Genomic DNA, 24,661 nt, shown 5'->3' with positions numbered 1-24,661 from the left:
TACCGTACTCCTTAGTGATAAAACTCAATTGCAAAAAGGATTGCTAAAATGGCAATACCATCCCTTGTCTTGTTTTCTCTAAGTAACTCTTTTACATCATCAATAGGCATCCATACTTTTTCTGCAACTTCATCCACGTCCTGGATACTGCCTTCAGAATCCACTTTTGCACCAAATACATGCATCACCTGGTCTGACATTCCGTTTGAAGGATTGTGTGAGCACAAATATTTCAAATCCTTCACCGTGCAGCCTGTCTCTTCCATAACTTCTCTTCTGGCTGCCTCTTCTATTGGTTCGCCATCTTCTACTCCTCCGGCAGGGATTTCCCATTCAAGATGTCCTACGGTGTATCTCATTTCTTTGATCATAAGGATCTCGTCCTTCTCATTAAAAACCACTACCGAAACACCTTCATGATGATGATGAAGCTGATGATATTTTTCTATAACATAACCGCTGGGAAGCTTAACTTTGTCTGCATATAATGTAACTAATCCACATTCATATATTTTTCTTCTTTCAAGCCTTTCCGGCAACTTGATATTCTCTACTTCAGTGCTCATATATAGTCTCTCCTTTTTTGCTGTTTGCAATCACACATTGTCCATTGGCATATGTGAATGAATTATTCTCTATGCTAAAATGCGCTTTTTTAAACTCAGCCACAAGCGTACGCATGAAAAAACCATGTGTAACTACCACACAGTCCTCATTCTTTTCCGTAAGCATCTTCACAAACTGCTTAGCTCTTTTCTTTGTCCGGAGCCTGCCTTCCTTCTGCCTGCTATTATTGAAATACCATTGCATCCTGCCTGTGAAATACCAAAACAGTACCGGTAATTTAACTCTTGAATATAAACTTGCTGATAATGGGACTTCGTTAATCAGATCTGTAGAAATATAATCCTGCTCACCAAAGATATTCCGAGCTGTTTTCCCGGTTCTCGGCAAGGTACTTATGTAGTAACTTAAATACTTCACATCAGGTACAGTGTAGTCTTCCTTCATGATAGGAGCCAGATCATATTGCCTGCAGGCTTCATCAAACTGATCAGATGTGTACCAGAATCCCCAGCGAAAATTCACTTTTCCATGCCTAATTAGAACAACCTTCACCTACACCCTCCTGAAAAAATCATGTACTCCTCCCGTCATCAACCTGAAATTCCATTCAACATATCTTTTAAAGTATCCTGCGTATTCTCCGGCGTCCAATGGCCCTCTACGCATATTTCCGGATTGATTTTTCGGATAGTATCCGAGAGTTTCTCACAAAGATCAGCCCTTTTTACTCCTGTAACGAAATCGTCGCAGGTAGAATCCCCAAGGAATAATGTCTTATCATTCTCTATATATACAACTGTAGAATCATCCGTGTGCGGAGCCTCTGTCTGAATAGCTTTGACAATGCAGCCGCCAAGGTCAAGCGTAATCTCTCCGGAAAAGATCATGTCCGCCTTTACTACAATTACTTCGGAGCCACCGCTATATTCTCTTCTAATGCTTTCATGCATGGCGAAGAATTCACTTGGTCCGTTCTTTTCTATTTTTGTTTTCCATTGCGAAAGGTACTCATTTGTTTTTGCATTCGCCAGGCAAAGCCCGTTCACGGCATGCATTCCAAAAGTATGGTCCCAGTGCCAATGAGTAAGAACCGTCAGAGAAGGCAGTGGCAGGTCCTCTTTTTTCAGAAGTGCATAAAATTCTTTTGTATGAGCCGCAGAGTGACCGGCGTCAATCGCAAGACTCCAATTGTCTCCCTTCACATAGCCAAGATTCGGACGATCCCTCTCCGTTTCGAAAGGCATGTACCATATATGTTCAGATAGTCGTTTCAATTCCATCCTTCATTCCTCCGGGTCCCTTGTTTATAGCGTATCAATCCATTCCTTAGCTGTAGAACAATCCCTAAGCCCCATGCAGCCTGCAAACTGATCATCGTTGTCTTTATCTGCCTGAAGCACTTCCTCTTTAAATTTTTGAAGTTCGTCTGTGTAATTCTCATTTGCCTCTGTAAGGAAAATAGAATCCGCACTTTTGTCTAACTTCTTTTCCATAAGAAGGAATCTGCCTTTTCTCCAATCAGCAAAGCCGCGTTTAACATATCCGTTTTTCTCATAAAGTCTCAGAGCATATGGGTTCTGTGTAAATACATCAAGTCTTACCGAATCGTATCCGGCTTCAGTAAGCTGCGCTTCAATATGATTTAGAACTGCTTTTCCAATCCCGTTATTCTGGAAGGACGGCGAGACGCAGAATCTGTGAATGATACAAGGCTTTTTATTTTCCCATTTGCATTTTAGATACTCACCATCACATTCTTCGCTGATTACATATATCGCAGCAAGCTGACCATCTTTCAGTACCACATACATTGTTTCCTTTTTTATATCTTCAAAAAAATCTTCGTAGACCGGATAGACGTCATCCCACTGCTCTATTCCCTGCTCAGACATAAGCTGCTTTGCCGCTTCAATCATATTGCATATTTCTGTCAAATCCTCTATTGTAGCCAATCTATAGTACATCTTTATAAAAATCCTCCAAATACAACATATTCCTAATATAACAGAAAAAATAGCTATTTTACAGTAAATAAAACTGTCGAACAGCTATTTTTCTGACATTTTATTGTTACACTTTACTCTCCAATCAACTTCAGGAACTTCTTATCGTTCATCTGCTCATTAGTAATATACTCTCCGTCATGGAATAAGGCATAATTCGTAATCGGAGTTGGGGCGTTCCGGGCTTCATCTCTACTCTGAATCTTAATGGCCTTGAACGGGATGTCATTTTTCTTTGCCGTTTCTTCCAGGATTGGAACGTATTTTGCATTAAAAGGGCACTGGTTTGTGTAATACAAAACATATCCTTTTTCAACTATATGCGGATGCTTGGCACATTCCTTGAATCGTGGCGCATCAGCCTTTTTGTCAAAAGGTAAAAACATAAGTTGTATTCCATTATCCGCTTCATCACATACCTCAAAGCCTTTGTACTTAAGAAACTTTGGATCCGCAAGAAAAGGCTTTTTCTTTGCTGCACACAAAATGCATAGTCCTTTCTTACCTTTCTCCTTACTATCCTCTATGCATGCATCAAGAAGCTCAGTAGAATATCCATGCCCTTTGAAAGAGCCTGATACCCACAGACAATCTATGTACATATACCCATCGGCATCAATCGGAACCCAAGCATTCTCAGCAGGAATATACTCTATAAAGCACTTGCCGCGCTCCGCACTTTTCAGGAAAACAAGCCCCTCGTCAAATCTTTCAGCAAGCCATGCTTTCTTAGATGAGACCTGAACATCTTTGTTATTGGAAATTGCACAGCAGATGTGCTCTTCTTCAAGATTATCCTTTGTAACTCTGATATATTCCATGCTTCTTACCTCCACTAGTAAATGAGAGAACATTTATAAACATTTGGTAGCCTTTTTAACAGCTATTTGGGACTATTTTGAATATGGCAGGTCATTATCATCTCTGCAGATAGCAACAAACATTTTGCCTCCAAGCTGAAAACGGATCCAGTTCCATTCCTCCTGAAAATCTTTTGTAACACCCGGCTTTTCCATCAAATACTTTTCAATCCATGGGTACTTCATCTTATAAGCTCCTCCTGTAGTTTTTTCTCATAGCTTCGATTATATTTGCGATCCTCACTCTCGCTTCCTTAGGTTCAAGAAGCTCCGCCTTATCACCAAAGGTCAGTATCCAGGTGATCAGATTATCCATGTCCGTATAGTCCGCCGAAAACAGCAATCTTCCATCTTCGACCTCTGTATAACACTCCGGTCCAAATTCTTCGATCAGCCTCCATTTGACATCTGCCTCAAACAAAGCCTTTACTTTTATTCCACCCGGAAATACTTTTTCCGTGGACAGGTCCGGTGTAGGCGCATTTCTGCAGACAAACATTGAATCCGACATCATAACCTTATCCATGCGATTAAGCTTGAACAGACGGAAGTCCTTTCTTTCCTTGCACCAGGCCCATACATACCAACTGGACCATTTGAAAACTATGTAATACGGTTCAACTTCCCGAGTGCTCTCACCACTTTGATTGTAGTATGTAAACTTCAGGATATGCCTGCTTTCAATTGCGTTCTGAATAACTTCTATTTTCGGAGCCAGCGATTCACGATACCAGGACGAGAGATCAATCAAAATAGAATCTCTGCCGCTTACAAACTCAGAGGATCCCGCCTGAATCTTCTCCATAAGCTGACCGTAATACCTGCTGCCGCTCACGCTATCAAGACTCCTCAGCCCTGCAAGGATCATCTGCATATCCTTAGATGTCAGGAGAGTCCTGTCCATCCGATACCCTTCCATGATGCTGATTCCTCCGCCAATTCCCTGGGTGGTTTGTATCGGGATCCCAGCTTTACACAGAACATCAATATCCCTATTGATGGTTCTTTTCGACACCTCAAAACGCTCTGCCAGCTCAGGTGCTGTAGTTTTCTCTTCCTGAAGCAATACAGAAAGTATTCCAATCAATCTGTCTATCTTCATTTTTGTTCACTCCGTTATCATCATATCATCCTAAACATGCCATCTGTATGTCATGTTTAGTATAACATTTTCCATCAATCCATAAAAAGACCATCTTATTCTTCAAAGATGAGCCATTGATCCATTCCGGCTCCAAGCTTCTCATTGGGGCGTTCATCAAAACCAAACTTCTTGTAGAATGGTTCTTTCCCCTTGGCTGCCATTAGACACATCTTTACCTTATAGCCGGGCTTAGCATCTGCTTTGATTCTGTCGATGCAGTTCTCAACAAGCTTTCTTCCGATACCCTGCCCCTGATATTCCGGGTCCACGATAACATCAGATAAAAAAGCTATATATCCACCATCCCACAAAAGCCGCACGACACCGATTGCTTTTTCACCATCCCTGACACATCTGATCATATATGCATTATCAAGTCCGGCCTGTGCTTCTTCCAAAGGAAATTCGCACCATCCGACTTTCCTGCGTAGTTCCATATACTCTTGCGCTGTAATGTCACCTACATAATTGATCATGTACTACCTCCCGAAACAGCTTGTGATTTTTGTTTTAAGCAAGCGCTTCCTTAAGCTGTTATCAAAAAAATATATATTCTCGGTCTCTTCATTTGCTACAACGCAGCTGTCATCCCAGCCATAACGTTTGCACAAAGATTTATTAAAGTCATAGTGAGAAATCGGATCATCTTCGGAAACATTCATGATTCCAATATAATCACTGCCCGCAAGTTCAATTATTGCTTCAGCAAGTTCATTCACTTCCACTATGCTGAATATTATGTTATTAGCCCTGACATACTGCTTTCCCGAATCCACGTACTCTTTTAATTTGAGGCTCCTTATGTCCATCTCACCATACGGGTTAATTCCATATATACTGCCGGGGCGTACGATACAATAATTTGCCATTTTCCTTATGATATTCTCGGACTTTATCTTGCCGTTAAAATAGTGATAATTATACGACTCTTCTGTCCGCAGGAAAGGTGTCACATCCTCAGACATATTTTTTTCATAGGCTACTGAAGTTGAAACAAAGATGAGCCTTGCATCTCCTACCACATCACAAAGAGTCGGCATTACCTTGTCAGCAATTTCCTCCTCTGCGCTATGGTTCATGACTGTCCAGATGATCACATCAGGAGCATAGCCTTCCATAATCCGGGTTAAACTTTCAGTATCCATAACATCCAGCTTTACAAGCTCGTCCTGCTTTTTGTGTTTACTGTATGTACCAAGAACATCTACGCCGCTCTTTTTCAATTTATAATAAATCGTCCCGCCAAGAAAGCCACTGGCTCCTATTATCAGTACCTTCATAATCTGTCTTCCCCAACTAAATCATATATGTCTTTACCGGTTTTTTCTTCAAAATATGCTTTCAGCCTGATATTCGAATCCCACTTTGTCTGCGGAAAGCTTCCATAACGACGTTTGACATCATTCATGCGATCTTCGATGTTCATCACGCCATCGCTCCCTGCAAGCGCATCACAGAGCTGAATCAGCCTGTCGTATTCATCTGCTTCTATTTTTCCAAGCTCTGTCTTAACAAGTTCATACTCCTCATCCGAGGTATCTACTCTGCCAATATACTCATCCAATCTCATATTATTGAAGGAGTGCGTAAGACAAACTCTGGCCACCTCATCATACCCGAGAGACATCATATATGAATATCCGTCCGAGACATGCCCCAAATGCCTTACTCCAAACTTTCTTCCTATATCATGGAGAAGCCCCAATATATATGCTTTCTCCGGATTCATACCATCACACGCCTGTGCAATTTTCTCTGCGCAGTGAGCAGCCACGCGGCTATGGTCACCCCACGGTCCGGGATTACAACTCTCCGCTTCCTTAAGTAATCTTTCCGCTTCTGTTCTTGTCGGTAACATCATTCTCCTCCAAATCCCCCTGAGTCTTTTCATTTAACATATCACATCATAAAGCCTGCCCCAAGGGCAAAGTCAATGTGAATATACAGCCTTACCTTCGGACAGATACCTTTACAATTATTTTGAATTAGCTTTATACTAGGTTCTATGCAAAAATAATTTTTCGGGAGGATTTATTATGAACAAAACAAATAAGAAACCACTTATTATAGGAGCGATAATTCTGGTAGTGCTGATAGCTGTATTCGGCGTTGTCTATACTCTGAACAAGCCGGCAACACATACCGGTTCTAAAGATATCGTTGTTGAAGTAACCGGAAGCGACGGAAAAACCACTGACTATAAGCTTTCAACCGATGCAGAATATCTAATCCAGGCAATGGATGAACTGTCCTCAAACGGTTCAGGCTTTTCATATTCGGGAACAGATAGTGAATATGGCATTATGGTTGAATATATCAATGGCGAAAAAGCAATCTATGCTGAAGATGCAGCTTATTGGTCACTTTATGTAAACGGAGAATACGGACAGTATGGCGCTGATTCACAACCCGTAGAAAGCGGCGACACCTATACATGGGCTTATGAGAAGGCTCAGTAATAAAATAAAAACTAACTAAGGATCTCACAAAAATGACCGGAAACACAAAACAATTTTCCATTTTAGATATAGCTCAGATAGGAATTATGGTAGCCATAATAGAGGTTTCCAAGTTCGCCCTGAGCGGAATGCCAAACATTGAACTTACGAGTTTTTGGCTCATCATGTTCACGCTTTTCTTTGGATGGAAAATTGTTGCTGTAGTTCCGGTCTTTATTTTGTTGGAAGGCTCCTTATACGGAGTCCATCTATGGTGGATCATGTATCTCTACGCCTGGCCGCTTCTTGTAGCCATAGCGCATATTTTCAGAAAAAATACCTCCGCATTTCTCTGGGGTATCATATCGGGTATATTCGGACTATGTTTTGGTGCTCTGTGCTCCATCCCGTATTTTTTTATCGGATTGTCAACAGACGGTTTGTCTGCTGGCTTTAGATCTGCCTTTACCTGGTGGGTAGCCGGTATTCCCTGGGATTTCGTACACTGCGTGGGGAACTTTACAATAATGCTTGTTCTTTACCATCCGATATCAAAGGCCATGAAATGGATTCAAAAAGAAACTTTATAGATCATTTGATATATATTCTAATACTGTATTTAGGCATATTCGTCTGTGCCTGCCCACCGACATACTGAGTGTTTCCTACATTATTTTTCCATTGCCCGGATAATAGGCTCCATAGGCGTTATTACCTGCAGATCCGCCAAGATTCGACCAACTAAGCCCCGCTTCACTCGCGCTTGCAGCATCATGCACCCCTGAGTAGTATAATTCGACATACCAAGGAAGTCCTGATTGTTCAACAGGTCCTTACGTCAGTTGCCATATTTGCTACATGAGTTGCACTTTTAAAGTGCCGTTCTCAGCCTTCTCTCTTCTCAAGCCTCATCATAAAGATAGAGTACTCATCATTCTGAAAATCAAGATCGGGTGAGTTCTCTCCGCCGCCGTTTGTACTGCGCTTTATCTCGGCGTAGAATTCCTCGCCCTGATTAACGATGTCCATGACAGAAAGAGCAATACCGTTTTCCGAAGCAATAGAACAGAAGTCAGAAAGCGGGTTTGCAGAATTTCTTGTTGCAAGGAGCTTATTTTTCAGGTCTTCGTTTTTTGCGGCAAGTTCCAAAAGTTCATCAAGTTTTTCAGTAATTTCCATAACAACCTCCCATTTTTTTCTAAAATCATACTCTGATTGCAATACAAATTACTCGCACCACCATTGCAACAATCCATGCCACTGCGCACTGCCATAGCACAACGCACAAAGCATATTTTGCTCCGAGCTCACGCTTAATTGAAGCGATGGCTGCAACGCAGGGTGTATAGAGAAGAGAGAACACCAAAAGCGTAGCTGCAGCGGTAGTTGTAAGCGCGGTTTCAACGCCTCCTTCAAAGAGCACTCCCATAGTGGATACCACACTCTCCTTAGCAATAAAGCCTGTGATAAGAGAAGTCACAACTCTCCAGTCGCCAAGTCCCAGAGGCTTAAATATCGGAGCAAGAAGCCCTGCTACCGTCGCCAGAATACTCGCGCCGGAATCGCTCACAAGATTAAAGTGAAGGTCAAAACTCTGTAAAAACCACACTGCAATAGTTGCAAGGAAAATTATGGTAAATGCTCTTGTCAAAAAATCCTTTGCCTTTTCCCATAAAAGCTGCAACACACTCTTTACACCGGGCATTCTGTAGTTTGGAAGCTCCATAACAAACGGAACTGCTTCACCTTTAAACAAAGTATTCTTGTAAATCAGCGCGATTAAAATTCCCACAAGGATTCCGAGAAGATATAATCCGATAGTTATGATGCCGCCCTGTTTCGGGAAAAATGCACTTACAAAGAAGGCATAAATAGGCATCTTGGCTGTACAGCTCATAAAGGGCGTAAGCAGAATCGTCATCCTTCTGTCTCGCCTTGACGGAAGCGTCCTGGTCGACATTACCGCAGGAACAGTGCAGCCAAAGCCTATGAGCATCGGTACAATACTTCTTCCGGACAAACCTATTCTTCTCAGAATTTTATCCATAAAGAATGCAACTCTTGCTATGTAACCACTGTCCTCCATAAGGGACAGGAAAAAGAACAAAGTGACAACTATCGGAAGAAAGCTAAGTACACTTCCAACACCTTCAAAAATACCGTTGATCACAAGCCCCTGTATAACCTCGTTAACTCCGGTGGACAGCATCAATGCTTCAACCTGTTCTTTCAGCAAATCTATTCCCGATGCAATGATATCCTGTAAAAAAGGTCCTACCGCGATAAACGTAAGATAAAATACCAGTGCCATAATCAGGATAAAGCAGGGAATGGCAGTCCATTTTCCGGTGAGAATCGCATCGATTTTCTCCGAGCGGATACGCTCCTTGCTCTCTCCCGGCTTAACTACCGTCTGTTCACAGACACGCTCAATGAAATCGTAGCGCATGTCGGCAATAGCAGCGCTTCTGTCCATGCCGCTTTCCTTCTCCATCTGAACAATAGTATGCTCTATCATCTCAAGCTCATTTTCATCAAGATCCAGCTTTTTGAAAACAAGCATATCTCCCTCAATTGCCTTTGTAGTTGCAAATCTTAAGGGAAGTCCGGCTCTCTCCGCGTGGTCCTCGATGATGCTTTGCACGGTGTGGATCGCTCTGTGAATTGCTCCGCCGTGGTCACTCTTTTGGCAGAAGTCCTGCTCAACGGGTTTTTCCTGATAAGTTGCTATGTGAAGAGCATGTCGTATAAGCTCGTCAACGCCTTCGTTTTTGGCTGCGGAAATAGGTACCACCGGCACTCCCAGAAGTTTCTCCATCCCGTTGATGTCGATGGAACCGTTGTTGCCCTTAACCTCATCCATCATGTTAAGTGCCACAACCATAGGGATTCCCATCTCAAGAAGCTGCATTGTAAGATACAGATTTCTCTCTATGTTCATGGCATCTACAATATTGATAATTGCCTTGGGATGTTCCTGCAAAACAAAGTTTCTGGAAACTATCTCCTCACTGCTGTAGGGCGACATCGAATATATTCCCGGAAGATCCGTCACAAGTGTATCTGGATGCTCCTTTATGGGGCCGTCCTTTCGGTCAACGGTGACGCCGGGGAAATTACCGACATGCTGATTGGAACCCGTCAGCTGATTAAAAAGTGTGGTCTTGCCACAGTTCTGATTACCCACAAGTGCGAAGGTCAAAAGTGTTCCTTCCGGTAGTTTATGTCCCTCGCCCTCTGTATGATATATTCCGTCTTCACCAAGACCCGGATGTTCCGAATTCTCGATTTTAGTGATTCTGTCGTGCTTGTTCGTACGCTCCGGTATCTTCTCTATCTCGATTTTCTCTGCTTCCGAGAGTCTTAGAGTCAGCTCATATCCGTGAAGCTGCAGCTCCATCGGATCCCCCAGGGGAGCGAATTTTATTACGGTGACTTCAGCACCGGGAATGATTCCCATGTCCAGAAAGTGCTGACGAAGGGCACCGCTTCCTCCTACAGTTTTTATGACGGCCGACTGACCGATGGGTAGTGATCTTAAGTTCATTGATTCTCCTATTTATCCCCTCATCCGGCGCTTCGCGCCACCTTCCCCCCAAGGGGAAGGCTTATATTTTGGGGCATATTCATTTATGGAAATATGCGCAGGCGATGGCGCCGGGACCTGCATAGGTTCCGATGGTGGCACCAACGTGTGCGATCGGAATGTCGTCGACATCCCCTTGATATATGTGCCTACTGTCCTCTTTGTATTTTAATAAAAGAGCATCAGAAAGCCCTGTATATGCAAGACAGACCGGCTTGTCAAAATCAATTCCGCCGTGCTGATTGATATACTGAATAAGAAGATTGTTGCCGTTTCTGGAGCCTCTTGCCTTACCGACAACATTTACCACGCCGTTATCAATGGTGATAACCGGCTTGATGGAAAGAACTCCGCCCGCAAAAGCGGCAGCTGAGGATATACGTCCACCCATCTTGAGGTACTCGAGAGTATCGAAAACAGAAATGACCCTCGCCTTCTTTTTTTCTTCCTCGATGGTGCTGACCAGTTCTTCAAAGCCCATTCCGGCATCGCGAAGTCTGACTGCGCGCTCAACAATTATATATTGGGATATGCAAAACTGCATAGTATCAACAACATGTACCTTGCCTTCAAATTCATCGGCAGCTATACATGCACTCTGATAACAGCCTGATACAGCATGCGAAAGAGTAAAACAGATAACATTATCGCCCTCTTCCACTGCCTTCCTGAATTCCTCACCATACTCAAAAGGCGGGATCTGACTGGTCTTAGGAAGTTCATCCGATTCAACAAGTCTCTCATAAAACTTATTGTAGGGCATGGTGACGCCGTCAAGAAATTCCTCCTCACCAAATCTGACCTTGAGAGGAATGACTGTTATTCCCCACTCTTTTGCGGTCTCCTGTGAAATGTCGCTGGCTGAATCAGTTATTATTCTTATTCCCATGATTTTTACCTCATTAATTTCTTACATCAAAAATATGTTAATTAAGTAAAAATGAGTAGCCATTTATCACAGCTACTCAAATTTTACATTTATTGATAAATCAAGTCAAAACATACTCGTATATTTATGACATCTTAGATACATGCTCAAACTGATTTATCATATCCTTATCAGGCTCTGTTGTAAGAAGACTTACAACAACGATTGCAATGATAGCAACTAAAAATGCGGGTGCAAGCTCGTAGAGATTCCATACACCTCCGATTGGTCTTACAAGATATTTCCAGATAAATACCATTGCACCGCCGGCTACCATGCCTGCAATTGTTCCATACTTGTTAGAACGCTTCCAGTAAAGTGACATGATCATTGCAGGTCCGAATACAGCACCAAAACCTGCCCATGCAAAGGATACGATTCCGAATACAGAGCTGTTGGGATTCCAAGCGATTATAACACCGAAAACAGCAACAGCGATAAGTGTAGCTCTTGCAGTCAGCATTGCAGTTGTCTCTGAAAGGCTTATTCCGAGAGTCTCCTGAACGATATTCTCGGACACTGCGGATGAAGCAGCGATAAGCTGTGAGTCTGCGGTGGACATTGTTGAAGCAAGAATACCTGCAATTATCATACCTGCGATAAGAGCAAATACAAAGTTATGCTCACTAATCTGATTTGCAAGTACAACTATAAGTGTCTCTGCCTTGGAAGCACTTGTAGGATCCTCAATAAGAGATTCCAGAACTCCTGACTGAGTCATTGCACGACCTACAATACCAAGAACTACTGCAATACCGAGTGAAAATACAACCCATACGGATGCAATTCTTCTTGAGAGCTTAAGCTCCGAGGATTTACGGACTGCCATGAATCTGAGAAGGATATGCGGCATTCCGAAGTATCCGAGTCCCCAACAGAAGGTTGTAATCTTACTGAAAACACCGTAAGAATCGGCTGAACCCGTCGCATTATTATAAGTGGCATTTACATCAAGGAAGCCCTTCATATTCTCAAGATTGGATGCAACAGCTGACATTCCGCCCGCTGCCACAACTCCGTATCCAACTACGAAAACCAGCGCAGCCGTCATTACGATTGACTGGATAAAGTCAGTCTTGGATGCAGCCAGGAAACCACCGGTTGTCGTATATCCGACGATGATAACAGCTGCAACGATCATTGCCAGCTGATAGTTTACACCAAAAAGTGATGAAAACAGTTTGCCGCAGGCTGAAAAGCCGGAAGCGGTATATGGTACAAAGAAGATCAGAATAAAAGCGGCTCCGATACACAGGATTACATTACTGTCATCCTTGTAACGCTTCTTAAAATAATCCGGAATCGTGATCGCATCCAGCGCCTCTGTGTAATTTCTTAGTCTCTTTGCCGTAAGAAGCCAGTTGAGATAAGTACCTACAATAAGACCGAACGCTGTCCATCCGGCATCAGCAATACCTGAGAAATATGCAACTCCGGGAACACCCATGAGCAGATAAGAACTCATGTCAGATGCCTCAGCACTCATAGCTGTTACAAAGGGTCCGAGCTTTCTTCCGCCAAGATAAAAATCCTTGACGTCATTGGTATCCTTTGAGCTTACAAAACCTACGAGCAGCATTCCGGACAGATAGACCAGAATCGAAATGATAATTCCAATTTGTGAGAGTGTCATTTTCCAATCCCCTTTTCCTTTTTTCATAATGATAAAACGCTTTATCATTTTAACACATTAAAGGATTAAAGGAAACTATTTTATAACACAATCCTTTCAGATCAGCTTGCAAGGTCTCTTCTGTTAAAATTCCAAAAAGCAAATACCACACAAAGTACAAGAACTACAGCAGCAGTTACCAGCGCCTTAGCCGGCGTTTCCGTCTCAGTAAAAATCTCTGCGGCATTACAATAAGAATACGGTCCCACAAAGAGGTAATCCTTAAGATCCGGCACAACTCTTCCCATCACATCATAGCTGTAGCAAAGAAGCGCGATTCCAAGCCCAAGGCCTATCCTGTTCTTCCCTGCAAGTGATGATAATCCAAAGCAGATTCCCGCAATCTCAGCATTCATGAGAAGCTGCGTCCCCATAAAGGTAAAGAACTGGTCCATAGGCATCTCCTCGCCGAGTATATTAAAACCAATGACATAAAAACCGGTGCATACAGCTGTGAAAATAATGATCATAATGGCAACGCAAAGCCCCTTCGCAGCTATTATCCTTGACCTTGAAAGAGGAAGTGAAAACAGGAACTCGCCGCTATGTCCATCCTCTTCCTTTGATATGATGCTTATTGCTGTAATCGCTGCAAACATCCCGCTTCCAAGTCCGTGAACCGCACCGATCTCTGTTGAAAAATATCCCTTCAGGGTTGCAATACTTAAGGTACTCATTCCAAAGGCGTCCGAAAATGCCCCCATGTTGGAAAAGGCATCAGCCATTTCCTTCATATCTCCCTGCATTGAATCGTAAAGCAGTATGCAGAAAAGCCCGAGTATTCCAACCGAAAGGCTCCATATAAGCAGATTCTTAAAATTCTGAATCAATTCTCTTTTTAAAACCGTTCTCATGATTCTTCCTCCTCGTCCTCGTAAAAACTCAAAAATGTCTCATCATCAATATGCGGCGACTCAAGCATGGTTAGTCTCCCCTCCCGCATTATTGCTGCATGCCTGCAGTACTTATCTACCTCTGACAGCACATGGGTGGAAAGAAGACAGGTGGCTCCCTTATCAACGTACTCATTTATAAGTGAGAAAAAATGCTTCTGGATAAGAGGGTCAAGTCCGCTCGTTGGCTCATCGAATACGAAGAGCTTGGGCTTATGCTGCATGGCACAGGTGATGCTGACCTTTTTCCGATTTCCAAGTGAAAGCTGTTTAATTCTCTTTGTTGTATCGAGCTTTAATCTCTCGCAGATTTTTCCTGCTTCTTCCGAGTAATCACCGCCTCTAACATCAGCGGCATATTTTATGACATCGGACACCCTCATTGAATCGTAGAACCATGCTTCAGATGGCATGTAACCTACTTCCCGGAGGATCTTTTCATGATCACGGACGCTGTCCATTCCAAGTATATTTATGCTTCCGGACTGAAATTTAAGAAACCCGAGCATGGAACGTATCGTGGTGGATTTCCCCGCTCCGTTTGGTCCGATGAACCCGAAAATATCCCCTTCTTCCACGCTGAGTGAAACATCTATAACGCCCCTGCTTTTTCCGTAGCTCTTTGTAAGATTATTTATCTCTATTACTTTCTTACTCATAACGCACCCCTTCCTTTTTTACTGTTTTTCCTCTCTATAATTAACAAATATCAGAAATAAAAAACGGGAACAATATCTGTTCCCGTAAGGTGCACAATTTCGCCGCTATCATTCACTTTTTTTATGTCTGGTCTGGAATAATTTAAGATCTTCGTTGAGCTTTTTATCATCAATCCGGCGCTTTGATCTGTAGATCAGGAAGACACAGAAGTAAGTGAAAAGGATGTATGCCGCAAAGATTAAGGTGACAATGATGTTCCTGTCAAACCAGTTTCCAAACCAGGAAACCACTGAGTAGAGCGCCGTACATATGATCATTCCGGCCACTTCTTTTACCCCCATACTATCGGCCTCATCGAAGTTCCAGAGCACGTACACCTGAATGTAACCTATGATGTAGCAGGTAAAGATGAGCACGGCCATATGCAGAATACTTGCATCAAAGATGCCGTTCAGCATCCTGTAGCAGCAATAGTAAAAGAGAATCGCAAAAAAATACAGGCAGGCCTTGAACTCTATTCCGATTTCCTTTGTAAGATACAGTTCCCAGAGGGTGATTTTTTTTTCGTCCTTCATACTACCGTTCTCCCTTCAAAAGTCTTCTGAAATCCGATGCATAACGCCTTGAAATAATAATGTGCTCACCGCCCTCCATAGTTGCATCAATGCGATTTGAGGACAGACTCTTTAGCGCCGTAACTCTGTTGACATTCAGAACCATAGACTTGCTGCATCTGAAAAAACTCCCATCGTCCAGGTCTGTCATAAATGAGTTTAATGAACCATCGATTTTCAGGACCTTGTCCCCGGAATAGGCAAATAATTTGTCATCGACAGATTCAAGGTATAAGAGCTCTTCGATGTTAATACATTCCGTTCCGGTCTCGGTTTTGCCCCACAGTCTGCTGCCGGTACCTTCAAGAATCCCTATTATTTTGTTGAGATCAGGAGTAAGCTCTTTGTATCTTATAACGATACTTTCCTCGCCCTCGCTGATTTTTTGGATGTCTGTTTTCATGTCACCGCTTGTCCATATCAATAAATTCCAGAATAATCGCCGCAAGAGCTGCATATATTATTGTCCAGATTATCAGCCATATCCAGCACTTAACGACTACCCCTCTGTCAAAATTAAAGTCAGGATTCTGATTCAACGAACCTGATTCCTTAAGAATTGCATCGCGCTGATCGTTTTCCTCAATCATCTTGAAGGCTTCCAAAAGAGGCTTTTCTCCCTCTACCTCGTAGTCCTTCATTTTCAGAGCGTTATTCCATACAGAAACCATCGGGAGGGAGTTGTAATTTCCCTGCGCACATAGGGCTGTAAGCCCCCACTTTGTAACAGTGATATTGGTAAAGGGCATAGCCTGCTCCGGAAGATTAAAAAAGCTGCCTGAAAACAAGAGCTGTACAATCAGCATAAATGGCATTATCGTCATGGCAGTTGTCGTAGTTCTTGCAAAGGATGATATAAGAAGTGCCAGCATATCGGCAGCATAGGTTATAAGAAAAAGTGTTATTCCTATATCAACAAGAGGCCACGCTGTGAAGAGGCTCTCTGAAGGCATCTTAACTTTCATAAAGATGCATACGTTTATGGTTATCACAACCTGCGCAAGACATAACAGTGCCTGATAGATCATGTGCGCCGCCACATAGGAACTGATGTGCATTCCCGATCTATGTTCTCTTTTTACAATTGCCCGCTCTCTGCATATCATCTGGATTGAGTTGAAAAAGCCGTTCCATACACATATACAGGCAAGAGCAAACGTACCCATCAGGGTTCCTTCCATGGTAACAAAGATATTCTTTCCCACCGCAAAGGAAACAAGTCCTGCTATAACCGCTGACATCGGAAGCACCTTCCAGTCGTTCTGGAAAAGAAACATTCTGAAAAGCTTTCCAAGATAAATAAAGGTCTGTATAAAACGTCCGGTGTGTCTTAACCTCACTTTTCTCATACCATCACCCCACATTTTCCTTTACTCTGTCAGCATACTTTTCAACAAACTCATCTGCTTTTCCTTCTCCGCCTTCATCCTTCTGGTTTATGGTAAGAAGGATATCCTCCATGGAATCCTTACCGAAAAATTCATAAGCTTCATTTACAGGTCCGTACCAGGCAAGGCGGCCTGTCCTCGTCTGATCCTTGGCAAGAACTATGACATCATCAAAAAGATCTATTACTCTGTCGGGAGTATGAGTAATTACTACCACAATTTTCCCCTCGTCGGCAATCTGCCTAAGTTTCTCAAAAAGATTCCTCGCCACAACACCGTCAAGTCCCGAATCCGGCTCATCAAGAATAAACAGCGTGGGATCGGATATAAACTCCATTGCAATGGAAAGTCTCTTGCGCTGTCCGCCGGAGAGCTTCTCGACAAGATTGTTCTTAACCGAGGCAAGGCCAAACTGTTCAAGAACCTCTTCCACTCTCTTCATCCTGTCCTGAAACGATATATTTGAAGGTAATCTCAGCGTTGCTGCATCACTAAGAGTCATAAGAACCGTATCATTCCCCCTCATCAAATCTTGCTGCGGAACAAAGCCGATATCATACTTCATACTTGTATAGTCTTTATAAACATCCTCAGAATCAAGCTTTATTTCAGCATCGGCCTGCTCATAACCGGTAACTGCATTCAGGTAAGTTGTTTTTCCTGCTCCGGAACCGCCAAGAAGAAGTACCATATGTCCCTTGGGAATAGTCATATGGATATCTTTTAAAAGGACTTTTCTCTTGAAGAAATCGATTACCGATCTGTTCCTGATATTAACCGTAAGTCCCTCATCAGCTACTGTAATATCTTCGCCAAACTCCTTTGCTCCTTCAATATCCTTAAGATCCTGTACTTTTCGAGTCGGTACAAGTTTTTTCGAAAAGCCCCAATAAAGAACAGTAAACCATTCCAAAAATATGAATAGCCATATCCATCTTTTTCTTCTGCCAAAGACATCAATAAGTCCCAGATATATCTTTATCTCAAAAATAACCTGAGCTACCGCAATCCCGACTAAGGGTATTGCGAGTAGTGCCAGGAGCATGTCATGTCCATTTAGTAAAGCAATAGCTATTCCAATCACATATATCAGGCATGACAGAATAGTATATGTTCTGCCCTCTTTCTCTTTATCTGCGCACAGGCTTAAATGATATTCTCTGAGCACAGGGATAAATGCCCATCGCTTTTGCACTCCGCACTTCTCGAATATTTTCATATATCCGATGCTGACTAATATGAAAGAGACTCCATCTCTGACACAATTCAATACTGTATTCATAGTATCTATATTTATATTCATATAGAGCGCGCTCCTTTTCATACTGATATATATCAAATATACCATAAAGCGTTTATATTATTACCACTATACGTTCTGAATTTTATATAAATTTTTTTCCGTTCTCAATTTCATTAAAAACGCCTGACAGCAGACATTTTACCGCTGTCAGGCATATATAAGAGAAAAGATATGGAAAAGCTTATTTAATCCAGAGTGCTGTAAAAGCTGTCAATATTCTCCTCAGGGAGCTTTACCGGCTCCCAGCCGTAATCCTTATACTGGGTAATCTCAAGGTTATTGGCTGCTACATAATTGGCAATGATCTGTGCTCTTGTCTTCTCTTTAGCCTCTGTATCTTCATTCATTTTTGTGAACTCATCATAGTGCTTACCGAATATCTTCTTTGCTGTAGGTGTATAATCGGATCCATCTTCGACCATCTCAAACTCGGTAACCTCATAGCCTTCATCTGTGCTCTTGATGTGAATACATCCGGGGAAGGATCCGCCGGATACCATCTCCAACGTATCTCCATTCAGTTCATAGTTGTAATACCAGAAATCACCCCATACCTTTATATCATTCTTGTCGCTCTCATCCTCAGCCACAATGTTCAGGCAAGGAATTCCGACATCCGCTTTTTCAAAATGCTGACCGCACTCATCGATGATGTACTGATAAAGGACTGAATAAAAAAGTTCAGGTCCCGGATACTCGTATGCCGGAAGTACTGATGCCTTTGCCATATCAGCTTCGGGATCTTCCGTATTCTCATCCATAGTCTCTACAGAAGCCTGCGCTGTAGCTGCTTCTGCCACCTCTTCCTCATCTATTGTTTCAATGTTTTCAGTATTCTCTTCCACGTTATTATCTTGTGTAAAAGGGTTCTCTGCGCTTCCGCAGCCTGCAACCAAAACCATTGAACATATTAAAGCTATCGCTGTTTTCTTCATCATTACTTTTTTCCTCCTGGATCTGTTGAATGAACGGAAATGTGTTTTACTGATTACACAATACCAAAATAATTATCACACAACTTGCACACTGCCGGTTATAAACATTTTCATAAAAATCTTAAAAGAATCTTCAGAATTTAATTGAACAAAAATGACCAATTTAATGGTATATTTATATCTGTGTATTTAAAACACATATTTATTTGAGGGGACAATAAAATGGGGGTATTTATTTACGGACATGGATGAAGAAGTTAAAAAGGGGTATTTTTCTGTACTACGGCTGGGATTTCTAATAGCAGCTGTAATTTTCGTTGCACTTACAGGTGTTCTGTTTTTTATTTCAAGCAGATATCAAAAATATGAAACAGTTCAGGCTTATATCACAGATGTAAGCTCCAGATACAGAACTACCGATAAGGGGCTCTGCACTGAATATACTTATATGGTTCATTGGTTCTATGATGGGAAATGGCATGTTTCCAAAGAATTATCAGAAGAAATTGAGCCTGATATCAATCTTTCCCAAGTCAAGGTGAATCCTATAACTCAGAAAATAATGATGAAGGATACCGGGGCGTTTTTAGTAGGCGCTATCGCAGCATTGATTGTTGCTATATTATGTCTTATCGCTTTTATATCACTCACTGTAATCACAAAAACACGTGAAAAAGAGTTCACCGGCGAAAACGGACTCCTTGGCGAGAAAGCAGCATTAACTGAATAAGTATTAAAAAAATGTTAAAAATGGCAGTTTTAATCAACTGCCATTTTTTTACGTTGTATAATTAAAAGTAGTGTGCAATTTTGTTATTGTACTTATGCAGCCTTTCGACGCGGAGGATTATGCTATGACGATGGTACCGATAGAGGTTCAGATTAAACCTTTTATTTTTTTAATACTGTTCATAAGCTTTTTGTCATTAAACATTATATATTCCAAGACCAATGAAAACCTTGGTAACAAAAGAGAGATACATGCGTTTAAGGGCATGCTTGTGTCTTTTATGGTCTATATTTTGGAAGATTTAAGGCTTCTTTTCGGGGATAGCTTTTACTCTGCATTGCCAAGGCCTGTTGTGCTTTTTATTATGTCTACGGGTTTTACCTCCATGTCGTTTGCATGCTTTTTCTGGTTCCTTCATGTACGCGCCAATCTGAACAGGCCATCAAATTTCACAAAAATATACTCTCTGAACTTTTGGTCTGTTCTGATACACATTCCTTTATTTCTGGTTCTTATACTGCTTTATACTCCCCTGCACGTATTTGTCTATGAGCTTTCAGGAAACGGCCCTGTCTTCAAACCCATGCTTTCTTTTATATTGTTGATGGATTATGTCTATCTGATTGCTGCTACCGGCATCTCCATTCACAACAGAAGGCTTGCCAAAACCAGGCATGAGAAAAAGAAATATAACAGCCAGATTATTTTCATACTGTTTTTTACCATCAATGGCATTCTGATAGCATTCTTACTGAATCTCCCTGCCATAGAATTATGTATTATTCCGGTCGTTTTGAAACTTTTTGTAGAATTACAGGATTCGCAGATTTATACAGATGCTCTTACCAAGCTGTATAATCGCAGGCGTATGGCTGATATCATAAATGAAGAACTCGCCACCTGCAGTGCGGATGATCCGCTAACCATTATCATGGTTGATCTGGATTATTTTAAGAGTATTAACGATATTCTTGGACACGACGAAGGAGACAAGGCTCTGGTTGCCATATCCAAAGCCATGCGCAAAATCCTCCTGCCAAGAAATGCCGTTGCTGCAAGATGGGGTGGAGATGAATTTGTCATCGCAGGGAAAGATGCAGAGCTTGCTTCCGAATTCAGGAATCTACTCTCAAATGCCCTTGAAGATGATAAAACTCTAAGCTACACCCCAATATTCAGCACAGGTACTTATATATGTACTTCCCCTGCCACACCCTTCGAGCAGGCTCTGTCCAATGCGGATTCTGCCCTGTACAAGGACAAGGAAGAACGTCATAAGACCTTCGGCGACTTTATAACGAGACTGAATGAAATTAAAAAAGGATCATGAATCAAAGAACTGACGTCCATCGTCAGTAACAGCTCTATCTGACTGAGGATACTCAAAGATTGCCTGATTATCCGCATTCTTCTCAAGATAGTCAGCAAACTTTTCAGCATGCAGCTTGGCAAGCCAGAGATTGTGCATAAGGTAATTGCCGCAGTTTTCCTCATTGGTTCCCGGAACACTGTCAAAATCCGCACAAGATTTAAACGCTCTGAGAAGAAGGTCGTGTATCTCCTTAGGCGCACGACCACCCTTTAAAATGAGATAAAATCCTGTGAGGCAACCCATCGGTCCCCAGTAGATTACTTCATTTTTCCAATCAGGGTCGTTTCGAAGATATGTTGCAATAAGATGCTCAAGTGTGTGCATTGCAGCTACATCTACAAAAGGCTCCCTATTGGGTCTTGTAACCCTTATATCATATGTTGTAATAACATTTCCACCGATCTCATCCTGTCTGCTGATGAAAATACCGGGGACTATTTTTGTGTGATCAACTGAAAAACTCGGTATTAAATCCATTTTGTTCCTCCAAAATAATAAAAAATCGTTACGATTGAATTATATGAAATTATGGTATCGGTTACAACATATTAGTTGCCTTTTATCATTTTTCGAATAAGCATCTTTATTCGATATACTTATATCTTTTCATGAACTGACCTGAAATCAGGCAAAGTGATGCTCCAAATACTCCAAGTATAAACATCATAAGTGCTGCTCCCGAGCCTTTTCCTGCTCCGAAAAGAGTTGTCAGGAAAGGGTTGCTGCCGTTAAATGCCATAAACGGTTCGCAGATACTGTCCACGAAGAATCCTCCAAGGAATAATCCAATGGGAATAGTAAAAAACTGAAGCGTATTTCTGCACGCATACACTCTTCCCTGAAGTTCCACAGGAATGTTGTTACGCATGATGACATTCTGATTTGCCGCCATAAGAGGAACGAACACCCAGCCGATAAATTGAGCGACACACCAAATAATCGGATTTCTTGTAAACGCCAAAACGAAGTTTTCTATTCCAAGAGAAAAGAGCATTGTAAGATAGATAACTCTTACTCTGTCCTTAGGTTTTGGAAGTACTGTAGGCAAAAAGCTTCCTATTACCATTGCTATTCCGGAGCATGCCGTCACAATTCCAAGGGCATTATTCCCGGCCCGTGGAATCACAAGTGCAGGCAGTACCGCATCAAAGGCTGATGCTGTAAGATTCACTCCCGACATAAAAAGGATTACACAGAGTATAAGCGGATTATGCTTCAGGAAGGATAATCCCTCTTTTGCGAGTGCAAGTACGTTGCCATCATTCTTACCGTTTCCTGAAATCTCAGGCAGTTTAATGAAGAATAAAAGTGCTGCAAACGCAATCGTAAATGTCAAAAGGTCAACAGCTATAACCAGGTCAAGGCCTGCGAGTCCATAAAGAGCTGCAGCAATCAGCGGATTCCCGATAGAGATAAGGGATCTGGATAACTGCTGTAGTCCACTGGTTTTCTGATACTCGTCCTTAGGTATAATCAGTGTATATGCCACTTCCGAGGCAGGCTGCTGAACTGTATTCATAAGTCCTGACACCATGTTTATGGCATACAGATGCCACATAGTCAGAAGATCTGTCTTATAGAGCACGAATACCAGTACCGTAGTCATGGCTGCCATCAGATCGCATACAAGCATCGTCTTCTTTTTATCGAACTTATCTGTGAGCGCCCCTGCAAAAATGCTCATGATAACGTAAGGCGCATAGGTACAGATGGTAAGCGTTGCCGTACTCAAAGCAGACCCTGTTTTTTCATAGAGCCATAAGGTCAGCGCAAAACTTGTTATAGCGCTTCCAAGCTGTGACAGACTCTGTGTGCTCCAAAGTATATAAAAATCACGTAATTTATTTATTCTGTTTTTCATTGTATTTAGCTCCTTTTTCTTGATCTTACTTTAGTGAAAAAGGAGCACCTGCACCGCAGATGACCATAGCATGCCTCCTTTAGATTAAATATATTTTCTATAAAGCTTTTGAGGGTGAGGTGGTTTTTTGCTATCAGTTCTCTGCACTGGCATCAAACATCTCCAGAGTCTTCTTCATGTTTTCTTCGAACTGCTCTGCGGGAACAATCGCCATTCCCACCTCATCGGTGAGAACGATAAGTCTCTGTCCGCCGCTAAGTCCAAACATATCCCTTACGCCTTTTGGAATAACTATCTGACCTCTGTCACTAATAGTCACAGTTCCCCATATATTCTTACCCTTGGGCGGCGGAGGAATCATTCCGATTCCGTCTTCGCTACTGGTTTTTAAAAGATTATCAACTGTTGTCTCATAGACCTCCGCAAGGAGAGCACATTTCTCCACATCAGGAATAGTAAGTCCCTTTTCCCACTTGGCATAGGCCTGCCTGGAAATCCCGATTTTTTCTGCAATCTCCTCCTGCGAATAGCCATGAATTCTTCTAAGCATAATGAGATTATCTTTTAGCATAATTTTCCCCTCTTAAATATCTACACGTTCAAAATCCCTACAAGCCTTATGATACGCCAGAATAGTGATTATCACAAATAAATGTCAATGCCCTTTATGCTTCTCTATCTTTTTTAGCTGCTTTAATTCAAATTGCCTTTGTTTTTCCTCTTCTATTTGCTGCCTGCTTTTGATTTTTCGCGCAATCTTCATTTCCTCCCGCTGTAGTTGCAACGCTTGCTGTGATTTAGTACCAATTCCTGTGCATCTCATTTGCTTCGCAGCATCTCTCTGCCTGCGCTTTGGATTATCTTTTATCTCTTTAATTGTTGCATCTACTGCAGGGCTGAACTCAAGATCATAGTAGTGTCGTAGCACAAACTCCCATATATCATAATCCTTTGGTTCAGCACCAAATGTAACTTTACAAACAGATAGTTTTCCCTCATAAAAGCGTTCAAAAACCCCAACCCAGAAAGGATCATCGAAGTATACTGTGAGATTCACACTGGTTCTACTCATCCTCTGTGACAGAGCTCCTTACTTTCATTTTTCATAGCTATATTTCTCATCCTCTCTACAAAGTCGAAGTACATTTCTCTTACCGGTCTATCTGAATATATCCTATCATTTCCATAAAAAAGCAGGCCCAAATACACTTATTTGAGCCTGTTCTGCACTTATATTTTTATATTCAGATAGAACGCGCTAACACATTATCTCTACAAACTGGAGTCTACAGTGCTAATTCCATCAGCCAACAATCTACTTTTTCTCCCTCAAACATCTCATGTTTTGGAAGTGATTTAATGATTTTAAACCCGGCTTTCTCGTATGCCCTTATAGCCCTTTTATTATCTTGGTGCGGGTCAAGAAGAACTCGTTCCGCAGCCATATTTTCTTTCAAATGAGAAGCCATCATTTTCAAAAAAGATGAGCCTATTCCCTTACTCCAGTATTTCGGCTCACCTATAAACTGATCCATAGCAAACACTATATGTCCATCGTCAGGATAGTCATATTCATCGAACAATTCACCACTCAATTGATAGGCCTGTGCATATCCGATGGGGGATTTCTTATACTCGATGATCATTCTGAATCCATCTGGAATTTCTTCCAAAAAATGTGTAGACAAAGTATCCATCGTAAACCTG

30 protein-coding genes are annotated in these 24,661 nt (G+C 41.9%); 4 read left to right on the top strand and 26 right to left on the bottom strand.

Going from position 1 to position 24,661, the window contains the following annotated elements:
* Positions 1 to 11: 11 nt before the first annotated feature.
* The 10 genes from BMW61_RS19275 to BMW61_RS19230 form a co-directional block, all read right to left on the bottom strand.
* Complete coding sequence (locus BMW61_RS19275; RefSeq protein ID WP_022762593.1) at positions 12 to 566, bottom strand: NUDIX hydrolase; 555 nt, start codon at positions 564 to 566, stop codon at positions 12 to 14.
* Positions 556 to 1,119 carry a histidine phosphatase family protein gene (locus BMW61_RS19270; RefSeq protein WP_091825361.1) on the bottom strand — a complete coding sequence of 188 codons (564 nt, stop codon included), beginning with the start codon at positions 1,117 to 1,119 and terminating at the stop codon, positions 556 to 558. Before BMW61_RS19270 ends, BMW61_RS19275 begins: the two co-directional genes overlap by 11 nt.
* Before the next feature lie 38 nt (positions 1,120 to 1,157).
* Positions 1,158 to 1,847 (bottom strand): MBL fold metallo-hydrolase, encoded by a 690-nt coding sequence (locus BMW61_RS19265; protein ID WP_091825358.1) that lies wholly within the window; start codon positions 1,845 to 1,847, stop codon positions 1,158 to 1,160.
* A gap of 24 nt (positions 1,848 to 1,871) precedes the next feature.
* On the bottom strand, positions 1,872 to 2,531 hold the full coding sequence (locus BMW61_RS19260) for a GNAT family N-acetyltransferase (protein WP_091825355.1): 660 nt from the start codon (positions 2,529 to 2,531) through the stop codon (positions 1,872 to 1,874).
* Positions 2,532 to 2,644: 113 nt separating this feature from the next.
* Positions 2,645 to 3,391: an N-acetyltransferase gene (locus tag BMW61_RS19255; RefSeq protein ID WP_091825352.1), complete on the bottom strand. Its 747-nt coding sequence runs from the start codon at positions 3,389 to 3,391 to the stop codon at positions 2,645 to 2,647.
* 72 nt (positions 3,392 to 3,463) lie between these two features.
* On the bottom strand, positions 3,464 to 3,616 hold the full coding sequence (locus BMW61_RS19250; RefSeq protein WP_242876830.1) for an MmcQ/YjbR family DNA-binding protein: 153 nt from the start codon (positions 3,614 to 3,616) through the stop codon (positions 3,464 to 3,466).
* A 1-nt stretch (position 3,617) separates the two neighbouring features.
* Positions 3,618 to 4,532, bottom strand: a complete 915-nt coding sequence (locus tag BMW61_RS19245; RefSeq protein ID WP_091825350.1) for a helix-turn-helix transcriptional regulator — start codon at positions 4,530 to 4,532, stop codon at positions 3,618 to 3,620.
* A 95-nt stretch (positions 4,533 to 4,627) separates the two neighbouring features.
* The gene (locus tag BMW61_RS19240; protein ID WP_091825347.1) at positions 4,628 to 5,050 is read right to left on the bottom strand and encodes a GNAT family N-acetyltransferase; all 423 of its coding nucleotides are present in this window, start codon (positions 5,048 to 5,050) and stop codon (positions 4,628 to 4,630) included.
* A gap of 3 nt (positions 5,051 to 5,053) precedes the next feature.
* The gene (locus BMW61_RS19235; protein WP_091825344.1) at positions 5,054 to 5,854 is read right to left on the bottom strand and encodes an NAD-dependent epimerase/dehydratase family protein; all 801 of its coding nucleotides are present in this window, start codon (positions 5,852 to 5,854) and stop codon (positions 5,054 to 5,056) included.
* The gene (locus tag BMW61_RS19230; protein WP_242876828.1) at positions 5,851 to 6,435 is read right to left on the bottom strand and encodes an HD domain-containing protein; all 585 of its coding nucleotides are present in this window, start codon (positions 6,433 to 6,435) and stop codon (positions 5,851 to 5,853) included. Before BMW61_RS19230 ends, BMW61_RS19235 begins: the two co-directional genes overlap by 4 nt.
* Before the next feature lie 175 nt (positions 6,436 to 6,610).
* Here BMW61_RS19230 and BMW61_RS19225 point away from each other — a divergent pair, with 175 nt between their 5' ends.
* A complete protein-coding gene (locus BMW61_RS19225; protein ID WP_091825339.1) occupies positions 6,611 to 7,033 on the top strand; it encodes a DUF4430 domain-containing protein in 423 nt (140 codons plus the stop codon).
* A 32-nt stretch (positions 7,034 to 7,065) separates the two neighbouring features.
* Positions 7,066 to 7,602: a hypothetical protein gene (locus BMW61_RS19220; protein WP_091825336.1), complete on the top strand. Its 537-nt coding sequence runs from the start codon at positions 7,066 to 7,068 to the stop codon at positions 7,600 to 7,602.
* Between the two features lie 295 nt (positions 7,603 to 7,897).
* On the opposite strand, the gene BMW61_RS19215 is transcribed toward BMW61_RS19220, so the two are convergent.
* The 11 genes from BMW61_RS19215 to BMW61_RS19165 form a co-directional block, all read right to left on the bottom strand.
* Positions 7,898 to 8,191 carry a hypothetical protein gene (locus BMW61_RS19215; protein WP_022762577.1) on the bottom strand — a complete coding sequence of 98 codons (294 nt, stop codon included), beginning with the start codon at positions 8,189 to 8,191 and terminating at the stop codon, positions 7,898 to 7,900.
* A 25-nt stretch (positions 8,192 to 8,216) separates the two neighbouring features.
* On the bottom strand, positions 8,217 to 10,559 hold the full coding sequence (feoB, locus tag BMW61_RS19210; RefSeq protein WP_091825334.1) for a ferrous iron transport protein B: 2,343 nt from the start codon (positions 10,557 to 10,559) through the stop codon (positions 8,217 to 8,219).
* Positions 10,560 to 10,638: 79 nt separating this feature from the next.
* The gene (locus tag BMW61_RS19205) at positions 10,639 to 11,487 is read right to left on the bottom strand and encodes a DegV family protein (RefSeq protein ID WP_091825331.1); all 849 of its coding nucleotides are present in this window, start codon (positions 11,485 to 11,487) and stop codon (positions 10,639 to 10,641) included.
* 124 nt (positions 11,488 to 11,611) lie between these two features.
* On the bottom strand, positions 11,612 to 13,159 hold the full coding sequence (locus BMW61_RS19200) for a sodium/proline symporter (protein WP_026498896.1): 1,548 nt from the start codon (positions 13,157 to 13,159) through the stop codon (positions 11,612 to 11,614).
* Between the two features lie 101 nt (positions 13,160 to 13,260).
* Positions 13,261 to 14,052, bottom strand: coding sequence for an ABC transporter permease subunit (locus BMW61_RS19195; RefSeq protein ID WP_091825328.1), 792 nt, complete (start codon positions 14,050 to 14,052; stop codon positions 13,261 to 13,263).
* A complete protein-coding gene (locus BMW61_RS19190; protein WP_026498895.1) occupies positions 14,049 to 14,750 on the bottom strand; it encodes an ABC transporter ATP-binding protein in 702 nt (233 codons plus the stop codon). The genes BMW61_RS19195 and BMW61_RS19190 overlap by 4 nt, the downstream gene beginning before the upstream one ends.
* Before the next feature lie 108 nt (positions 14,751 to 14,858).
* The gene (locus BMW61_RS19185; protein WP_091825325.1) at positions 14,859 to 15,326 is read right to left on the bottom strand and encodes a DUF3021 family protein; all 468 of its coding nucleotides are present in this window, start codon (positions 15,324 to 15,326) and stop codon (positions 14,859 to 14,861) included.
* Position 15,327: 1 nt separating this feature from the next.
* Positions 15,328 to 15,768, bottom strand: coding sequence for a LytTR family DNA-binding domain-containing protein (locus BMW61_RS19180; protein ID WP_091825322.1), 441 nt, complete (start codon positions 15,766 to 15,768; stop codon positions 15,328 to 15,330).
* 1 nt (position 15,769) lies between these two features.
* Positions 15,770 to 16,714, bottom strand: coding sequence for an ABC transporter permease (locus BMW61_RS19175; protein ID WP_091825389.1), 945 nt, complete (start codon positions 16,712 to 16,714; stop codon positions 15,770 to 15,772).
* Positions 16,715 to 16,718: 4 nt separating this feature from the next.
* Positions 16,719 to 18,056 carry an ABC transporter ATP-binding protein gene (locus BMW61_RS19170; RefSeq protein ID WP_242876825.1) on the bottom strand — a complete coding sequence of 446 codons (1,338 nt, stop codon included), beginning with the start codon at positions 18,054 to 18,056 and terminating at the stop codon, positions 16,719 to 16,721.
* Between the two features lie 185 nt (positions 18,057 to 18,241).
* On the bottom strand, positions 18,242 to 18,994 hold the full coding sequence (locus BMW61_RS19165; RefSeq protein WP_026498890.1) for a hypothetical protein: 753 nt from the start codon (positions 18,992 to 18,994) through the stop codon (positions 18,242 to 18,244).
* A 241-nt stretch (positions 18,995 to 19,235) separates the two neighbouring features.
* On the opposite strand from BMW61_RS19165, the gene BMW61_RS19160 reads away from it, so the two are divergent.
* Positions 19,236 to 19,721, top strand: a complete 486-nt coding sequence (locus BMW61_RS19160; protein ID WP_091825319.1) for a hypothetical protein — start codon at positions 19,236 to 19,238, stop codon at positions 19,719 to 19,721.
* A gap of 124 nt (positions 19,722 to 19,845) precedes the next feature.
* Complete coding sequence (locus BMW61_RS19155) at positions 19,846 to 21,051, top strand: GGDEF domain-containing protein (protein WP_175475301.1); 1,206 nt, start codon at positions 19,846 to 19,848, stop codon at positions 21,049 to 21,051.
* Here the strand turns inward: BMW61_RS19155 and BMW61_RS19150 are convergent.
* From BMW61_RS19150 to BMW61_RS19130, 5 genes are all read right to left on the bottom strand, one after another.
* Positions 21,046 to 21,570 carry an S-ribosylhomocysteine lyase gene (locus BMW61_RS19150; RefSeq protein ID WP_026498888.1) on the bottom strand — a complete coding sequence of 175 codons (525 nt, stop codon included), beginning with the start codon at positions 21,568 to 21,570 and terminating at the stop codon, positions 21,046 to 21,048. The two genes, BMW61_RS19155 and BMW61_RS19150, sit on opposite strands and share 6 nt — an antisense overlap.
* A 106-nt stretch (positions 21,571 to 21,676) precedes the next feature.
* Complete coding sequence (locus BMW61_RS19145; RefSeq protein ID WP_091825313.1) at positions 21,677 to 22,954, bottom strand: MFS transporter; 1,278 nt, start codon at positions 22,952 to 22,954, stop codon at positions 21,677 to 21,679.
* Positions 22,955 to 23,087: 133 nt separating this feature from the next.
* Entirely contained in the window at positions 23,088 to 23,525 is a 438-nt protein-coding gene (locus BMW61_RS19140; protein WP_022762562.1) for a helix-turn-helix domain-containing protein, read from the bottom strand.
* Positions 23,526 to 23,609: 84 nt separating this feature from the next.
* The gene (locus BMW61_RS19135; RefSeq protein ID WP_022762561.1) at positions 23,610 to 24,026 is read right to left on the bottom strand and encodes a YjdF family protein; all 417 of its coding nucleotides are present in this window, start codon (positions 24,024 to 24,026) and stop codon (positions 23,610 to 23,612) included.
* A 214-nt stretch (positions 24,027 to 24,240) separates the two neighbouring features.
* Positions 24,241 to 24,661 (bottom strand): GNAT family N-acetyltransferase (locus tag BMW61_RS19130; RefSeq protein WP_091825309.1); only part of this gene is annotated, 421 nt, incomplete at its 5' end.

This window comes from Butyrivibrio sp. ob235 (assembly GCF_900109475.1).
Lineage (GTDB): Bacteria > Bacillota > Clostridia > Lachnospirales > Lachnospiraceae > Butyrivibrio.
The sequence above is the reverse complement of the archived record's forward strand: the minus strand, read 5'-3'. Positions and strand labels throughout refer to the sequence as shown.

What these genes read in the sequence shown, in the direction of transcription:
- BMW61_RS19275 (WP_022762593.1), bottom strand. Translation starts at nt 566, where the DNA reads ATGAGCACTGAAGTAGAGAATATCAAGTTGCCGGAAAGGCTTGAAAGA.
- BMW61_RS19265 (WP_091825358.1), bottom strand. Translation starts at nt 1,847, where the DNA reads ATGGAATTGAAACGACTATCTGAACATATATGGTACATGCCTTTCGAA.
- BMW61_RS19260 (WP_091825355.1), bottom strand. Translation starts at nt 2,531, where the DNA reads ATGTACTATAGATTGGCTACAATAGAGGATTTGACAGAAATATGCAAT.
- BMW61_RS19255 (WP_091825352.1), bottom strand. Translation starts at nt 3,391, where the DNA reads ATGGAATATATCAGAGTTACAAAGGATAATCTTGAAGAAGAGCACATC.
- BMW61_RS19250 (WP_242876830.1), bottom strand. Translation starts at nt 3,616, where the DNA reads ATGAAGTACCCATGGATTGAAAAGTATTTGATGGAAAAGCCGGGTGTT.
- BMW61_RS19245 (WP_091825350.1), bottom strand. Translation starts at nt 4,532, where the DNA reads ATGAAGATAGACAGATTGATTGGAATACTTTCTGTATTGCTTCAGGAA.
- BMW61_RS19240 (WP_091825347.1), bottom strand. Translation starts at nt 5,050, where the DNA reads ATGATCAATTATGTAGGTGACATTACAGCGCAAGAGTATATGGAACTA.
- BMW61_RS19235 (WP_091825344.1), bottom strand. Translation starts at nt 5,854, where the DNA reads ATGAAGGTACTGATAATAGGAGCCAGTGGCTTTCTTGGCGGGACGATT.
- BMW61_RS19230 (WP_242876828.1), bottom strand. Translation starts at nt 6,435, where the DNA reads ATGATGTTACCGACAAGAACAGAAGCGGAAAGATTACTTAAGGAAGCG.
- BMW61_RS19225 (WP_091825339.1), top strand. Translation starts at nt 6,611, where the DNA reads ATGAACAAAACAAATAAGAAACCACTTATTATAGGAGCGATAATTCTG.
- BMW61_RS19220 (WP_091825336.1), top strand. Translation starts at nt 7,066, where the DNA reads ATGACCGGAAACACAAAACAATTTTCCATTTTAGATATAGCTCAGATA.
- BMW61_RS19215 (WP_022762577.1), bottom strand. Translation starts at nt 8,191, where the DNA reads ATGGAAATTACTGAAAAACTTGATGAACTTTTGGAACTTGCCGCAAAA.
- feoB (WP_091825334.1), bottom strand. Translation starts at nt 10,559, where the DNA reads ATGAACTTAAGATCACTACCCATCGGTCAGTCGGCCGTCATAAAAACT.
- BMW61_RS19205 (WP_091825331.1), bottom strand. Translation starts at nt 11,487, where the DNA reads ATGGGAATAAGAATAATAACTGATTCAGCCAGCGACATTTCACAGGAG.
- BMW61_RS19200 (WP_026498896.1), bottom strand. Translation starts at nt 13,159, where the DNA reads ATGACACTCTCACAAATTGGAATTATCATTTCGATTCTGGTCTATCTG.
- BMW61_RS19195 (WP_091825328.1), bottom strand. Translation starts at nt 14,052, where the DNA reads ATGAGAACGGTTTTAAAAAGAGAATTGATTCAGAATTTTAAGAATCTG.
- BMW61_RS19190 (WP_026498895.1), bottom strand. Translation starts at nt 14,750, where the DNA reads ATGAGTAAGAAAGTAATAGAGATAAATAATCTTACAAAGAGCTACGGA.
- BMW61_RS19185 (WP_091825325.1), bottom strand. Translation starts at nt 15,326, where the DNA reads ATGAAGGACGAAAAAAAAATCACCCTCTGGGAACTGTATCTTACAAAG.
- BMW61_RS19180 (WP_091825322.1), bottom strand. Translation starts at nt 15,768, where the DNA reads ATGAAAACAGACATCCAAAAAATCAGCGAGGGCGAGGAAAGTATCGTT.
- BMW61_RS19175 (WP_091825389.1), bottom strand. Translation starts at nt 16,714, where the DNA reads ATGAGAAAAGTGAGGTTAAGACACACCGGACGTTTTATACAGACCTTT.
- BMW61_RS19170 (WP_242876825.1), bottom strand. Translation starts at nt 18,056, where the DNA reads ATGAATATAAATATAGATACTATGAATACAGTATTGAATTGTGTCAGA.
- BMW61_RS19165 (WP_026498890.1), bottom strand. Translation starts at nt 18,994, where the DNA reads ATGATGAAGAAAACAGCGATAGCTTTAATATGTTCAATGGTTTTGGTT.
- BMW61_RS19160 (WP_091825319.1), top strand. Translation starts at nt 19,236, where the DNA reads ATGGATGAAGAAGTTAAAAAGGGGTATTTTTCTGTACTACGGCTGGGA.
- BMW61_RS19155 (WP_175475301.1), top strand. Translation starts at nt 19,846, where the DNA reads ATGACGATGGTACCGATAGAGGTTCAGATTAAACCTTTTATTTTTTTA.
- BMW61_RS19150 (WP_026498888.1), bottom strand. Translation starts at nt 21,570, where the DNA reads ATGGATTTAATACCGAGTTTTTCAGTTGATCACACAAAAATAGTCCCC.
- BMW61_RS19145 (WP_091825313.1), bottom strand. Translation starts at nt 22,954, where the DNA reads ATGAAAAACAGAATAAATAAATTACGTGATTTTTATATACTTTGGAGC.
- BMW61_RS19140 (WP_022762562.1), bottom strand. Translation starts at nt 23,525, where the DNA reads ATGCTAAAAGATAATCTCATTATGCTTAGAAGAATTCATGGCTATTCG.
- BMW61_RS19135 (WP_022762561.1), bottom strand. Translation starts at nt 24,026, where the DNA reads ATGAGTAGAACCAGTGTGAATCTCACAGTATACTTCGATGATCCTTTC.